Consider the following 12,699-nt stretch of genomic DNA (forward strand, 5'->3'; position numbering starts at 1 on the left):
GATGACGTGTCCTTTCTCGCGGCCTCGTCGTCGGGGTCCGCGACTTCAGTCTCCTCCGCGCGACGAGCGCAGTCAACTTTGTTGACACCGCTCTCGGCGAACACTCGGCGACGTCACGCGGGCGGGAGCTCGATGCGGAAGACGGCGCCCGACCGCTCGCCGGACCGGGCAGAGATGGCGCCCCCGAGGCGCTCCACGAGGCGGGCCGCGATCGACAGACCGAGTCCCGTGCCCACCGGACGCACCTCGGCGTAGCGCTCGCGGAGCCTGCCCCGCTCGAACGCGTGCGCCGCGTCGTCGGCGCTGAGCCCCGGACCGCCGTCGGCCACCTCGACGACCGCGCGGTCCCCGACGAGCGAAGCCGTCATCCGGATCGTCGAGCCCTCGGGGCTCACCCGCAGCGCGTTCTCGATCAGACCGTCGACGAGCTGGCGCACCCGGCCCGCGTCGGTGCGCGTCGCAGCGGTCCCCTCCGCGACGAGCGCGACGCCGAGAGCGGTGGCGCGGCCCGTCCAGGCGGATGCGGCATCCGCGAGCACCGGACCGAGCTCGACCCCCGCGAGCACGACCGGGAAGTCCTCCGCCTCCAGCCGCGCGAGCGCGAGCAGGTCGTCGGTGAAGCGGCCGAGACGCGTCGCCTCGGCCTCGAGGGTGGCCCCGACCTCGGTGGCGGCGGCACCCGGGACCAGCCCGTCGCGCAGCGCCTCGGCGTAACCCCGGATGGCGGTGAGCGGCGTGCGCAGCTCGTGCGAGATCGACAGCAGGAACTCGCGCTGCCTGCCCTCGGATCGCGTCAGGGCGTCGTCGAGGGCCTCGAGGGCCGCCTCGACGTCGGCGATCTCGGAGACGCTGCTCGGCGCCGGGGCGACGCCCCGCTCCCCCGCCGCGATGCGGCGCGCCGAGCCGGCGAGTCGCGCGAGCGGACGCGACAGCGTGCGCGCCGCCACGAGGGCCGCGAGCGCCGCGACCACGACGCCGATGGCGAGAGCGAGCAGCACCCGCAGGGCGATCGCCGGCGTGACGGCCCGCACCGACGTCGCATCGCGCGCGAGGACGACACCCCCGCCGTCCGCGCTCGGGCGCGCCTCGACGATCCAGTTGACCCCGTCGGCGCGCGCCGAGGTCGACGCCGCCTCGCCGTCGAGCAGCGCCGCCACCACCCGGGCGGGTGCGGGCGCGGTTCCCGAGACCGACCCGTCGGCGGCGACCACCGCGGCGCGGGCATCCGATCCGGCGAGCTCGGCGAGACCCTCCACCAGCGCCGCCCGGGTCGCCGGACGCGCGTTCGCCAGCCGCTCCGCCTGGAGTCCGAGCGAGGCGCGCGCCTCCTCCGCGTCGCCCGCGCGCGCGAGCTGCAGCACCGCCACCGCCGTCACCATCGCCGTGAGCACTGCGACCACGACGGTCACCAGGAAGATGCGGCGCGCCAGCGGCGCGCGGCGGCTCATGACCCGTCCCGCAGGGCGTAGCCGACGCCGCGAACGGTCCGGAACGGATCGGGGTCGCCGAGCTTCGCGCGCAGCTGGGCGAGGTGCACGTCGACGGTGCGGGTGCCGCCGTAGTCGACCGCGCCCCACACCGCCGAGAGCAGCTGCTCCCGCGAGAACACCTGACCCGGTCGCGTCGCGAGGTGCGCCAGCAGCTCGAACTCGGTGGTGGTCAGCTCGATCTCCACGCCTCCGGCCCACACCTGACGCCGGTCCGTGTCGAGCTCGATCCGCCCCACGCGGCGACGGGCTCCCGCATCCGCCGCGTACCCGGAGCGGCGCACGAGCGCCCGCACGCGGGCGACGAGCTCGCGCGGCGAGAAGGGCTTCGTGAGGTAGTCGTCGCCGCCGAGCTCGAGACCCAGCACCCGGTCGATCTCGTCGTCGTGCGCGGTGACGAAGATGACCGGGGTGCGGTCGCCCTCGGCCCGCAGCAGGCGCACGAGCTCGGTGCCGTCGATCCCGGGAAGGCCCACATCGACGACTGCGGCGACCGGCGAGAGCCGTCGGATGTCGGCGAGACCGCTGCGCCCGTCGCGGGCGAGGTGCACGCCGAACCCGGCGTCGGCGAGGTACAGCCGCTCGAGGTCGGCGATCGCGCGCTCGTCCTCGACGACCACCACCAGGCCACGGGCGTCGGGCTCGCTCATGGGGACATTCAAGCCCACGCGGGCACGACCGCGGGCGTCATCGCTGCGTCTCCTGCCCCGCCGCGTCGTCCGCGTCGTCGAGCAGCCGCTCGGTGTCGTCGAGCGACCCCGCCGCCTCGCCGAGCAGCTCGTCGACGTCGGCGAGCGAGGTCGGCGAGGGGTCGGCGGCCGGGGCGCCGGCCCCCGGGTCGACGGGCGCGAGCCGTCCGCATCCGGCGAGGGCGACCGCCGCGACGAGCATCGCCGCCGCGGTCGCGATCCGTGCCGCGCTCATCGCAGCTCGTCCGCGAGGGTGCGGGCGTCGACGACGGCGCTGCGCAGCGAGAGCACCGCGTCGCGGGCGGTCAGGGTGATGTCCTGCATGACGGCGGGGTCGGCGTCGAAGTCGTCCACGGCCACGGCGAGCGCGCGATCGGCGAGACCGTCGAGGTCGTCCTGCGCCTTCTGGATCTCGGAGCGGAGGTCGGCGAGGTCGTCGGCGAGGTCGTCGCGGCCCTGCGCGTCGATCGCCGCCTCGAGCGCCTCGGCGGCGGCCTGCAGGCGCGGGATCGTGACCGCCTCCGCGCGATCGGCCCCCGCGACGACGTAGCTCTGCGGGAGAACGACCGCGTAGACCCGGTAGTCGGAGAAGATGCTGCGGTAGTCGTCGCGGGCGGACGCCGCGTCCGGGGCCCCGTCGAGCTCGCTCCGCAGCGACTCCAGCCCGCTGCGCGTGTCGGTGATCGTCGCCTCGAGGCTCGAGCGGTGCCCCTCGTCGAGGCTCTGCGCGTTGCCGAGGCGCAGCTCGGCCGCGTCGAGCGCCGTCAGCCGGCGCTCGATCGCGAGGTCGCCCTGCTGCTGGATCTCCCCGACCGTGGCGCGGGCGGGCGGTGTCGGATCGCCGTCCGTCACGGCGGCCGGCGCCCCGGCGGTGAGGATCGCGGCCAGTGCGGCCGCGACGATCATGGTGCTCATGTGGTCCTCCGTTCGCGCGGCGTGGGGTGCGTCGCAGGAACGAGAGTGGCGGGTCGTCGTCACCGCTTCGTCAGCGGAATGTACGGGTCGTGTAAGGACGGGGCGGCGTTCAGGATGCCGAGCGCAGGAGCTCCGCATCCGGTGGGAACGTCAGTCCGCGTTCCGCGCGGGCGCGCGCCGCGTGCGCCGCCTCCCGCAGCGCGTCGGCCCGCGGCCCGTCGGCGATCGCGGCGAGCGACCCGAGGCAGCGCTGCAGGCGCAAGGCGATCTCGATCTTGTCCGCGCCGTCGCGGGCGATCGGACGGAAGGCGTCGTCGAGCAGGTCTGCGAACGCCGGCGACGGGGCGTGCACGCGATCGGTGGTCGGCTCATCCGGTTCGGGCGCGCGGAGCACCCGCGAGAAGACCCGATCGAGCGCCGCGATGATCTGCACCGCGGTGCCCGGATCGTTGACGGCGGGCGAGAGTGCGCGGCTGCCGATCTCGGCGAGCGCGATCACCCCGAGCCGGGGGTCCTGCTCGAAGGTGCGGTGGTGCTCGATCCGCACCGCACGCCGCACCCCGCGCACCACCTCGTCGGGCTCGCCGAGCTCCCCCTCGATCCACGCGACGGGTGCGGAGAGCTCCGCCCCCGAGCCGGGGCAGATGGCGAGATGCACGACCACGCCGGCGGAACGCGCCACCGCATCCAGTGCGGGGACGTCGACGAAGGTCACATAGCCGACCTGTTCCGGCAGCACGGAGAGAGCGGACGGAGGCACCTCCACCGGCGCCGACGCCCCCAGGTGCGGCGCGCGCGACCAGGTCGAGAGCGTGCGGTCGGCGGCGGCCTCGACCCGATCGATCACATCCGCCATCCGCCCGAAGCCCGACAGGTGGGAGATCCACCGCAGCAGCGCCACCACCACGTAGACGATCACCACGAGGGTCGCGAGGAACAGGATCGTGCGGCCCGCGGTGTCGTAGTAGCTGGTCGAGAGGGCGACGAGCCCCACGATCGCGAACACGAAGGTGCCGAGGAAGCTCGAGAGGGCGTTCTGCGAGGTGCGGTCCTCGACGAGCAGCCGGGTCGCGCGCGGGGTGGCGACGGATGCCGCCTGGCCGTACGCCGACACCATCGCCGCGAGCGAGAAGGTCGTCACCGCGAGCATCGTGGTGGCGAGCACCTGCAGGATCGTGGCGACCGAGCCCTGGCCGAGGTCGACGCGCAGCGCGTCGGGGACGACGGGCCCGAGCAGCCCGCCGATCAGCACGATCGCGACGGCGGCCGCCGTGAACAGGGCCGCCCGGAACCAGATGCGCCGCGTCATCCGCACGAAGAACATCCGCCAAGCGCTCATGCGCTCGATTCAACCACCCGTCACGCCGCGAGGAGGGCCTCCCGCAGGCCGTCGAGGATGCGGTCGAAGACCACGTCGACCGCACCGACGGCGTCGAGCTCGACGACCCGGCCCCGGTAGTGCTCGAGGAGCGCCTCCTCGGACTGCCGGAAGCCGGCGATGCGGGTGGCGGCGACCTCCGGTACGTCGTCGGCGCGGCCGCGGGCGTCCATCCGGTCGGCGAGCACCTCGTCGGGCACCTCGAAGTGCAGGGCCACGTCGAGCTCCGCGGCGCGCGCCCGCAGGAACCGGTCGAGCATGCGGGCCTGTGCGATCGAGCGCGGGAAGCCGTCGAGCACGAAGCCGTCCAGGTGCGGCTCGACCGCCTGCTCGACGATGCCCACCACGAGATGGTCGGGCACGAGCTCGCCGCGCTCCACGAACTCGCGGGCGCGCTCGCCGAGGGCGGTGCCGGATGCGATGTGCGTGCGCAGCAGCTCCCCCACCACGATCTGCGGAACGCCGAGGCGCTCGGCGACGAGGGCCCCCTGGGTGCCCTTGCCCGCACCGGGCGGGCCGACGAGCACGATGCGCATCACGCCGCCCTCCCCTCGCGGGTCGCCACGGGGCCCGTGGCCAGCGCCGACAGCGCGGCGTTCACCTCCGGCTCGACGAGGAAGCGGGAGTACGCCTCGATCGTGAGGAAGGTCGGGAACTCATCTTCGAGCGCGAGGCTGCGCACGAGTTCGGCCGCGTCATCGAAGCGGCCGCCGTCAGTGCGGTAGCGGGCCACCGCCTCCTGGAGCAGGTTCTCGACGTGGGCGCCCGTCACCCGGGTGCCCTCGGTCGTCACCACACCCTGGCGGATCCACTGCCACAGCTGCGAGCGGCTGATCTCGGCGGTCGCCGCATCCTCCATGAGGTCGTCGATCGCCGCGGCGCCGACGCCTCGCAGCCACGACTCGAGGTAGCGCAGCGCGATCGACACGTTCGCGGCGACCCCGGCATCCGTCACCTCGCCGTCGATCCGCAGATCGACGAGCTCCCGGGCCTCGACGTGCACGTCGTCGCGCAGCCGGTCGAGCTGGTGGGGGCGCTCGCCCAGCACCGCGTCGAACTCGGCGCGGGCCGTCTCGATGAGGTCGGGGTGCGCGACCCAGGTGCCGTCAAAGCCGTCTCCCGCCTCGCGGCGCTTGTCGTTCGCGACCTGCTCGAGCGCCCGCGCCGTGACCTCGGGGTCGCGACGGTTGGGGATGAACGCGCTCATGCCGCCGATGGCATGCGCGCCCCGCTTGTGGCAGGTCGCGACGAGCAGCTCGGTGTAGGCGCGCATGAACGGCACGGTCATCGTGATCCGCGCGCGGTCGGGAAGCGTGAAGGCCGCCCCGCGGCCGCGGAAGTTCTTGATGATCGAGAAGATGTAGTCCCAGCGGCCCGCGTTGAGCCCCGCGCAGTGGTCGCGCAGCTCGTAGAGGATCTCCTCCATCTCGAACGCCGCCGGGATCGTCTCGATCAGCACCGTCGCCCGGATCGTGCCGTGCGGGATGCCGAGCAGCTCCTCGGTGAGGGTGAACACGTCGTCCCACAGCCGCGCCTCGAGGTGCGACTCGAGCTTCGGCAGGTAGAAGTACGGGCCGCTCCCGCGCGCGATGAGCTCGTGGGCGCTGTGGAACGCATACAGCCCGAAGTCGACGAGCGACCCGGATGCGGGGCCGGCGATGCCGGGCGCATCCGTGTAGCGCAGGTGCTTCTCGACCAGGTGCCAGCCGCGCGGGCGGAACACGATCGTCGGGGTCTCCTCGCCGAGCCGGTACTCCTTGCCCTCGGCGCTCGTGAAGTCGATCCGGCGGCGGATCGCGTCGGACAGGTTCAGCTGCCCGCCGACGATGTTCGCCCAGGTGGGGCTCGTGGCGTCCTCGTGGTCGGCGAGCCACACCTTGGCGCCCGAGTTCATGGCGTTGACCGTCATCTTGCGGTCGGTCGGGCCGGTGATCTCGACCCGTCGGTCCTCGAGGCCGGGGCCGGCGCCCGCGACCCGCCAGTGCGGGTCGTCGCGGATCGCGGCGGTCTCGGGCAGGAAGCGCAGGTCGCGACCGTTCTCGATGCCGCGGCGCCGCTCCATCCGGGCGCTGAGGATCTCGTGGCGGCGGCCGACGAAGGCGTCGTGCAGCCGGGTGAGGAAGCGCAGCGCCTCCGGGGTGAGGATCTCGTCGAAGCGCTCGCCCTGCGGGCCGAGCACCTCCATCCGTGCGTTCATGGTGAATCTCCGTGTGGTTTCGGAGGCCATAGACATGTCTCGACCGACGTGGACACCCGCGTACCGGCGTCTATCAGGTCAGAGACATGTCTATGGCCATCAGGGTCAGTGGAACTGGGCGGCCTCGGTGCTGCCCGCGAGGGCGAGCGTGGCCGAGGTGGGGTTGAGGGCGGTGGCGATCCGGTCGAAGTAGCCGGTGCCCACCTCGCGCTGGTGCTTCGTGGCCGTGTAGCCGCGCGCCTCGGAGGCGAACTCGGCCTCCTGCAGCTCGACGTACGCGGACATGTGACGGTCCTTGTAGTCGAGGGCGAGCTCGAACATCCCGTGGTTGAGGGAGTGGAAGCCGGCGAGGGTGATGAACTGGAAGGCGTAGCCCATCGCGGAGAGCTCGCGCTGGAACGTCGCGATCCGGTCGTCGTCGAGGTGGCGCTTCCAGTTGAAGCTCGGCGAGCAGTTGTACGCGAGCTTCTGGTCGGGGAACTCGGAGTGGATCGACTCGGCGAAGCGGCGCGCGAGCTCGAGGTCGGGCTCGGCCGACTCCACCCACAGCAGGTCGGCGTATGGCGCGTAGGCGTGCCCGCGGGCGATGACCGGGTCGATGCCGTTCCGCACCTCGTAGAAGCCCTCGGCCGTGCGCTCGCCCGTGAGGAACTCGCGGTCGCGCTCGTCGTGGTCGCTCGTCAACAGGGTGGCGGCGAGCGCGTCGGTGCGGGCGATGATGACCGTCGGGGTGCCCGCGACGTCGGCCGCCATCCGCGCGGCGTTGAGGGTGCGGATGTGCTGGCCGGTCGGCACCAGCACCTTGCCGCCCATGTGCCCGCACTTCTTCTCGGAGGCCAGCTGGTCCTCCCAGTGCACGCCCGCGGCACCCGCCTGGATCATCTGGTGCATGAGCTCGTAGGCGTTGAGCGGTCCGCCGAAGCCGGCCTCGGCATCCGCGACGATCGGGGCCATCCAGTCGCGGCTCGTCGCGCCGGTCTCCGCGTACTCGATCTGCGCCGCGCGCTGCAGGGCGTTGTTGATGCGGCGCACGACGGCGGGCACCGAGTTGGCCGGATAGAGCGACTGGTCGGGGTAGGTCTGGCCCGAGAGGTTGGCGTCGGCGGCGACCTGCCAGCCGGAGAGGTAGATGGCCTCGAGCCCGGCACGCACCTGCTGCACCGCCTGGTTGCCGGTGAGCGCGCCGAGGGCGGCGATCCAGTGCTCGGGGTTCTCGGAGTTCACGAGGATCGACTCCCAGAGCCGCTCGGCGCCGCGGCGGGCCAGCGTCGCCTCCTCGCGGACCGGCCCCCGCAGCGCGACGACGTCCTCCGCGGTGTAGTCGCGGCGCACTCCGCTCCAGCGCGGGTCGGCCGCCCACTCGGTGGCGAGCTCCTCGGCGGTCTGGGTCTGGTCGCCGGGTCGCGGGATGCTGCGGGCGGGGGTCGTGCTCATGGGCGGTTCCTTCCGGATGCGGGTCCGCGGGATGCGGTGCGTGTGTCGATGGTGCGCCCACCACATCCGACTTTCTCGACCGAGTCCGCCCGAAATATCTGTGTTTTTCTCTTGAGCGCAAGAACCCGGGATGCGATGCTCGTCGCATGAGCACCGCGGCCGCGCACCCGTTCGACGATGAGGACGTGATCGACTCCCTGACCGTCGGCCGCCGCATCCGGCAGCTGCGCCTCGACCGCGGCATGACCCTCGAGGCGGTCGCGGGCGAGCTCGGGCGCGCGATCTCGCAGGTGTCGCTCATCGAGAACGGCAAGCGGGAGCTCAAGCTCGGCGAGCTGCAGCGGCTCGCGCGCATCCTCGGCACGACCGTCGACGAACTGCTGACCCAGGAGCCGCCGTCACGCCGGGCGGCGCTCGAGATCGCGCTCGAACGGGCCCAGCGCGGTCCGCTCTTCCAGAGCCTGGGCCTCGACCCGCTGCCCATCCGCAAGTCGCTCAGCGACGACGCGATCGAGACGATCCTCGCCCTGCACGACGAGCTCGGGCGCCTGCATCGCGAACGCGCCGCCACCCCGGAGGAGGCGCGCCGGGCGAACGCCGAGCTGCGACGCGAGCAGCGCAGGCGGGGCAATCACTTCCCCGAGCTGGAGGCCATCGCGGCCGACCTGCTGGGCGCCGTCGGGCACGAGGGCGGCCCGCTCTCGCAGCGCGTCGCCTCCGAGCTGGCCCGCCACCTGGGCTTCACGCTGCACTACGTCGCCGACCTGCCGCCCACCACGCGCTCGGTCACCGACCACGCCAACGGCCGCATCTACCTGCCCGTGCGGCAGACCTCCGACCCGCGCTCCGCCCTGCTGCAGGCGCTCGCCGCCCACGTGCTCGGCAAGCAGGAGCCGCGCGACTACGCGGAGCTGCTGCGCCAGCGCGTCGAGACCAACTACCTGGCGGGCGCCCTGCTCATCCCCGAGAGGAGCGCGGTCGAGTTCCTGACCGCCGCCAAGACGAAGCGCGAGCTCTCGGTCGAGGACCTGCGCGACGCGTTCGCGGTGAGCTACGAGACCGCGGCGCACCGCTTCACGAACCTCGCGACCGAGCACCTCGGCATCCCGGTGCACTTCCTCAAGGTGCACGAGTCGGGCGCGATCTCGAAGGCCTACGAGAACGACGGCGCCCTGTTCCCGACGGATGCGCTCGGTGCGGTCGAGGGCCAGGTGGTGTGCCGGTACTGGTCGGCGCGGCAGGTGTTCGACGTCGAGGACCGGTTCAGCCCGTACCACCAGTACACCGACAAGCCGAACGGCACCTACTGGTGCACCTCGTCGATCCAGTCGACCGGCAACGGCTCGTTCTCGGTGAGCGTCGGCACGCCCTTCGTCAACGTCAAGTGGTTCCGCGGACGCGACACCCCGGTGCGCCGCGCGTCGACGTGCCCCGATCCGTCGTGCTGCCGCCGCCCTCCCGCCGAGCTCGCGGCCCGCTGGGAGGACGCGGCCTGGCCGAGCGCGCGGCTGCACTCCTCGCTGCTCGCGGCGATGCCCACCGGCACCTTCACGGGCGTCGACCTCACCGAGGTGTACGAGTTCCTCGAGGCGCACGCGCCGGAGTAGGCCCCGCCTCGGTCTCCGACTCCTGCTGGTCGCCGGTCGCGCCGTCGGCCTGGTGCCGGTGGTGCGTGTCGCGGGCCCTCTCGCGCGCTTCGAGCTCGCCGGGTTCGACGTAGGTGCGGCCCGCCCGGTGCTCCTGTTCCGGGCACATCAGAACGCTCGGCCCCCCGGCGTCCGGTCCGGGTCGACCGACTCGTCGGGGGCGAACGGCGCCGGCTCGTCGGGCGTCGGGTCGTAGGGCGTCGGCGCCTCGGGAGCGGGATCCGGTCCGCCCGGGATGCCGTCGGGCAGCAGCGGCGGGCGGTCGGGGTCTCCGTCGGGCGGAGGTGCGATCGAGGCGTCGGGATCGGCGAGCACGATCGTCTCGTCGGGCTCCGACAGCTCGCCGTCGGTGGTGGGCATGCGCTGGTCGTCGAACTGGCCGTCGCGCGCATCGGACTCGGCGGTGTCGACGCGCGAGGCGGGCGTCTGCGGCGCCGCGGGCTCGTCCTCGGTCACGATGAGACGGCCGTCGGGGCCGAGGTCGTCGCTCGTCACGGCGGTGTGATGAGGGTGCCCGACCACGTAGCCCTCCTCGTCGAAGTGCTGCGGCGTGACCTCCGTCGTCTCGTCGATGGCGTGGTCCTGGATCTTGCCGGTGTCGGTCATGTCGACTCCTCTCCGATACCAGTGGACGCCCATCCGCCGCGGAAGGCAATGGGGGTGACAGCGGCGGATGCCCGGGTTACCATCCCCACGTCCGATGGGAGGCGCGGATGATCCAAGTGCGGGTCGCGGCCCTCGTGGTCGACACCACGGGCCAGCACGTCATGCTGCTGAAGCCCCTGCTCGATGCGGATCGCGCGGGCGCCGTCGTCCCGATCTGGATCGGCGAGCTCGAGGCGACCTCGATCCTCGTCGCGATCGAGGACGTCGAGATGCCGCGCCCGTTCGCCCACGACCTGATGCGCAACCTGCTGGCGAGCGTCGACGCCGAGGTCGAGCGGGTCGAGGTGACCCGGCTCGAGGAGGGCACCTACTTCGCCGAGGTGACGCTGTCGACGCCCTCCGGGGTGCGCCGCGTCGACGCCCGCCCCTCGGATGCCGTGGCGCTGGCCTCGCGCGCGGGCGCCTCGATCTGGGTGGCGGAGTCGGTGCTCGAGGAGGCCGGCGTGCCCGACCCCACCGTCGACGAGGCCGACGCGGAACGCAGCGTCGACGACTTCCGCCGGTTCCTCGACGACGTCGACCCGGAGGACTTCCGAGGCTGAGTCAGGCGAGGGGTCGCGCCGCGAGCGCGAGGTGCTCGAGCACCGCCTCCACCGTCTCGGGGGCACCGAGCACGCGGGTGTGCCCCGCGCCCGGCACGACCACGAGCCGCGAACCCGGGGTGGCCGCCGCGAGCGCACGGGAGTCGGCGAGCGGCAGCTGCCGGTCGGCGTCCCCGTGCACGACGAGCAGAGGGACTCCGGCGCGAAGCGGATGCGCGAGCGCGTCGTACCGCTCGGCGAGCGTCGCCGGGTCCTCGCCCACCCGGCGGAGGAAGCGGCGCTCCAGCTCGGCGCGGGTCGGCTCGTCGAGGCGCAGCATCCGGGAGAACTCGTCGAGGAACGCCGCGGGGCGGCCGGCTCCCGCGATCGAGACGACGGCATCCGCCTCGAGACCGTGGCGCACCGCCGTGACCGAGCTGAAGCCGCCGAAGGAGTGGCCGACGAGCGCGCGGAAGCGACCGTGGATGCGCTGGAGTTCGGCGAGCGTCGCGAGCCAATCGCGGATGTCGACGGGACCGCCCGACGACGCCCCGTGCGCCGGGGCGTCGAACGCGAGCACCCGATGCCCCGACTCGAGCAGCGTCGGCACGAGCGGGGCGAACTGGGCGGCGCGACCACGCCAGCCGTGCACGAACACCACGGGAGGGCCGTCGTCGCCCCACGCGTAGGTGGCGACCCGGCGACCGCGGACCTGCAGTGCGCCGCGGAGAGCCTGTGCGTGCACGGCCTCCTCCCGGCCGGCGACCGTCATGCGGGTCAACGATGGCGCGAGAGTCAACCCGCGGCGATCAGGGGTGCGGGGCCGGCGCGAGGCGCAGATCCAGCCGCTCGAGCTGGGGGAGCGCGTGTTCGGCGGCGTGCTCGGCCCGGTGGGCGATGCGCAGACCCTCGGAGAGGGCGTCCCCGTCGACATGCACCAGGGCCGACCCGACCAGTCGATGCCCGACCCAGCGCAACCGCAGCTCCGACGCGCCCCGGACCCCGGGCGTGCCGGTGAGGGCGCGTTCGAGCGCGTCCACGTGGCTCGGCTCCACGGCGTCCATGAGTCGGCCGCCGATGCTCCGCACCGTGCCCATCAGCAGCACGACGATCGCCAGCGAGATGACGAGGCCCACGATCGGATCGGCGAGGGGGAACCCGAGCATGACCCCGACGGCCCCGATCACCACGGCGAGCGAGGTGAACCCGTCGGCACGCGCGTGCACGCCGTCGGCGACGAGCGCCGCCGATCCGATCCGCCGCCCGACGCGGATGCGGTACACCGCCACGATCTCGTTGCCCGCGAATCCGACGATCCCCGCGGCGAGCACCCACTCGAGGTGCTCGACGGGGCGAGGCTCGATGAAGCGCAGGACCGACTCGACGGCGGCGACGATGGCCGAGAGCGCGATCATCGCCACGACGAACAGGCCCGCCAGATCCTCGGCTCGCCCGAACCCGTGGGTGTGACGCCGCGTCGCGGCACGACACCCCAGCGCGAAGGCGACCCACAGCGGCACGGCCGTGAGGGCGTCCGAGAAGTTGTGCACCGTGTCGGCGAGCAGCGCGACCGAGCCGCTGACCACCACGATCGCGAGCTGGGCGAGCGCGGTGATCCCCAGCACGACGAGGCTGATCTTGACCGCACGGATGCCGCGGGCGTTGGACTCGAGCGCATCGTCCATCGCGTCGGCGGCGTCGTGGGAGTGCGGCACGAACACGTCGTGCAGCAGGCCGCGCAACCCGTGCTCGTGCTCGTGCTCGTG

General features: G+C 73.2%; 13 protein-coding genes. 2 read left to right on the forward strand and 11 right to left on the reverse strand.

Annotation, left to right across the window (positions count from 1 at the left end):
- Positions 1-113: 113 nt before the first annotated feature.
- The 8 genes from NUH29_RS09540 to aceA form a co-directional block, all read right to left on the reverse strand.
- Positions 114-1,448, reverse strand: coding sequence for a sensor histidine kinase (locus NUH29_RS09540; RefSeq protein WP_258798869.1), 1,335 nt, complete (start codon positions 1,446-1,448; stop codon positions 114-116).
- On the reverse strand, positions 1,445-2,137 hold the full coding sequence (locus NUH29_RS09545; protein ID WP_258798870.1) for a response regulator transcription factor: 693 nt from the start codon (positions 2,135-2,137) through the stop codon (positions 1,445-1,447). The genes NUH29_RS09540 and NUH29_RS09545 overlap by 4 nt, the downstream gene beginning before the upstream one ends.
- 37 nt (positions 2,138-2,174) lie before the next feature.
- The gene (locus tag NUH29_RS09550; protein ID WP_258798871.1) at positions 2,175-2,411 is read right to left on the reverse strand and encodes a hypothetical protein; all 237 of its coding nucleotides are present in this window, start codon (positions 2,409-2,411) and stop codon (positions 2,175-2,177) included.
- Positions 2,408-3,091, reverse strand: a complete 684-nt coding sequence (locus NUH29_RS09555; RefSeq protein WP_258798872.1) for a hypothetical protein — start codon at positions 3,089-3,091, stop codon at positions 2,408-2,410. Before NUH29_RS09555 ends, NUH29_RS09550 begins: the two co-directional genes overlap by 4 nt.
- A gap of 109 nt (positions 3,092-3,200) precedes the next feature.
- Positions 3,201-4,430, reverse strand: a complete 1,230-nt coding sequence (locus NUH29_RS09560) for a DUF2254 domain-containing protein (protein ID WP_258798873.1) — start codon at positions 4,428-4,430, stop codon at positions 3,201-3,203.
- A gap of 20 nt (positions 4,431-4,450) precedes the next feature.
- Positions 4,451-5,005 carry an adenylate kinase family protein gene (locus NUH29_RS09565; protein ID WP_258799255.1) on the reverse strand — a complete coding sequence of 185 codons (555 nt, stop codon included), beginning with the start codon at positions 5,003-5,005 and terminating at the stop codon, positions 4,451-4,453.
- On the reverse strand, positions 5,005-6,666 hold the full coding sequence (gene aceB, locus NUH29_RS09570; protein WP_258798874.1) for a malate synthase A: 1,662 nt from the start codon (positions 6,664-6,666) through the stop codon (positions 5,005-5,007). The genes NUH29_RS09565 and aceB overlap by 1 nt, the downstream gene beginning before the upstream one ends.
- A gap of 105 nt (positions 6,667-6,771) precedes the next feature.
- On the reverse strand, positions 6,772-8,100 hold the full coding sequence (gene aceA, locus NUH29_RS09575) for an isocitrate lyase (RefSeq protein WP_258798875.1): 1,329 nt from the start codon (positions 8,098-8,100) through the stop codon (positions 6,772-6,774).
- A gap of 146 nt (positions 8,101-8,246) precedes the next feature.
- Between aceA and NUH29_RS09580 the strand changes: the two genes are divergently transcribed.
- Positions 8,247-9,707 carry a helix-turn-helix transcriptional regulator gene (locus NUH29_RS09580; RefSeq protein ID WP_258798876.1) on the forward strand — a complete coding sequence of 487 codons (1,461 nt, stop codon included), beginning with the start codon at positions 8,247-8,249 and terminating at the stop codon, positions 9,705-9,707.
- 147 nt (positions 9,708-9,854) lie between these two features.
- On the opposite strand, the gene NUH29_RS09585 is transcribed toward NUH29_RS09580, so the two are convergent.
- On the reverse strand, positions 9,855-10,352 hold the full coding sequence (locus NUH29_RS09585; protein ID WP_258798877.1) for a hypothetical protein: 498 nt from the start codon (positions 10,350-10,352) through the stop codon (positions 9,855-9,857).
- Positions 10,353-10,459: 107 nt separating this feature from the next.
- Between NUH29_RS09585 and NUH29_RS09590 the strand changes: the two genes are divergently transcribed.
- Positions 10,460-10,954, forward strand: coding sequence for a bifunctional nuclease family protein (locus tag NUH29_RS09590; RefSeq protein ID WP_258798878.1), 495 nt, complete (start codon positions 10,460-10,462; stop codon positions 10,952-10,954).
- A gap of 1 nt (position 10,955) precedes the next feature.
- Here the strand turns inward: NUH29_RS09590 and NUH29_RS09595 are convergent, their stop codons facing one another.
- Together NUH29_RS09595 and NUH29_RS09600 are read right to left on the reverse strand one after the other, a co-directional pair.
- Entirely contained in the window at positions 10,956-11,705 is a 750-nt protein-coding gene (locus NUH29_RS09595) for an alpha/beta fold hydrolase (protein WP_258798879.1), read from the reverse strand.
- A gap of 37 nt (positions 11,706-11,742) precedes the next feature.
- Positions 11,743-12,699, reverse strand: a 957-nt coding sequence (locus NUH29_RS09600) for a cation diffusion facilitator family transporter (protein ID WP_308445761.1), incomplete at its 5' end; no start/stop codon positions are given.

The organism is Protaetiibacter mangrovi (genome assembly GCF_024752305.1).
In the GTDB taxonomy this organism is placed as follows: Bacteria; Actinomycetota; Actinomycetes; order Actinomycetales; family Microbacteriaceae; genus Homoserinibacter; species Homoserinibacter mangrovi.

What these genes read in the sequence shown, in the direction of transcription:
- aceB (WP_258798874.1), bottom strand. Translation starts at nt 6,666, where the DNA reads ATGAACGCACGGATGGAGGTGCTCGGCCCGCAGGGCGAGCGCTTCGAC.
- NUH29_RS09560 (WP_258798873.1), bottom strand. Translation starts at nt 4,430, where the DNA reads ATGAGCGCTTGGCGGATGTTCTTCGTGCGGATGACGCGGCGCATCTGG.
- NUH29_RS09585 (WP_258798877.1), bottom strand. Translation starts at nt 10,352, where the DNA reads ATGACCGACACCGGCAAGATCCAGGACCACGCCATCGACGAGACGACG.
- aceA (WP_258798875.1), bottom strand. Translation starts at nt 8,100, where the DNA reads ATGAGCACGACCCCCGCCCGCAGCATCCCGCGACCCGGCGACCAGACC.
- NUH29_RS09555 (WP_258798872.1), bottom strand. Translation starts at nt 3,091, where the DNA reads ATGAGCACCATGATCGTCGCGGCCGCACTGGCCGCGATCCTCACCGCC.
- NUH29_RS09550 (WP_258798871.1), bottom strand. Translation starts at nt 2,411, where the DNA reads ATGAGCGCGGCACGGATCGCGACCGCGGCGGCGATGCTCGTCGCGGCG.
- NUH29_RS09565 (WP_258799255.1), bottom strand. Translation starts at nt 5,005, where the DNA reads ATGCGCATCGTGCTCGTCGGCCCGCCCGGTGCGGGCAAGGGCACCCAG.
- NUH29_RS09580 (WP_258798876.1), top strand. Translation starts at nt 8,247, where the DNA reads ATGAGCACCGCGGCCGCGCACCCGTTCGACGATGAGGACGTGATCGAC.
- NUH29_RS09540 (WP_258798869.1), bottom strand. Translation starts at nt 1,448, where the DNA reads ATGAGCCGCCGCGCGCCGCTGGCGCGCCGCATCTTCCTGGTGACCGTC.
- NUH29_RS09590 (WP_258798878.1), top strand. Translation starts at nt 10,460, where the DNA reads ATGATCCAAGTGCGGGTCGCGGCCCTCGTGGTCGACACCACGGGCCAG.
- NUH29_RS09545 (WP_258798870.1), bottom strand. Translation starts at nt 2,137, where the DNA reads ATGAGCGAGCCCGACGCCCGTGGCCTGGTGGTGGTCGTCGAGGACGAG.
- NUH29_RS09595 (WP_258798879.1), bottom strand. Translation starts at nt 11,705, where the DNA reads ATGACGGTCGCCGGCCGGGAGGAGGCCGTGCACGCACAGGCTCTCCGC.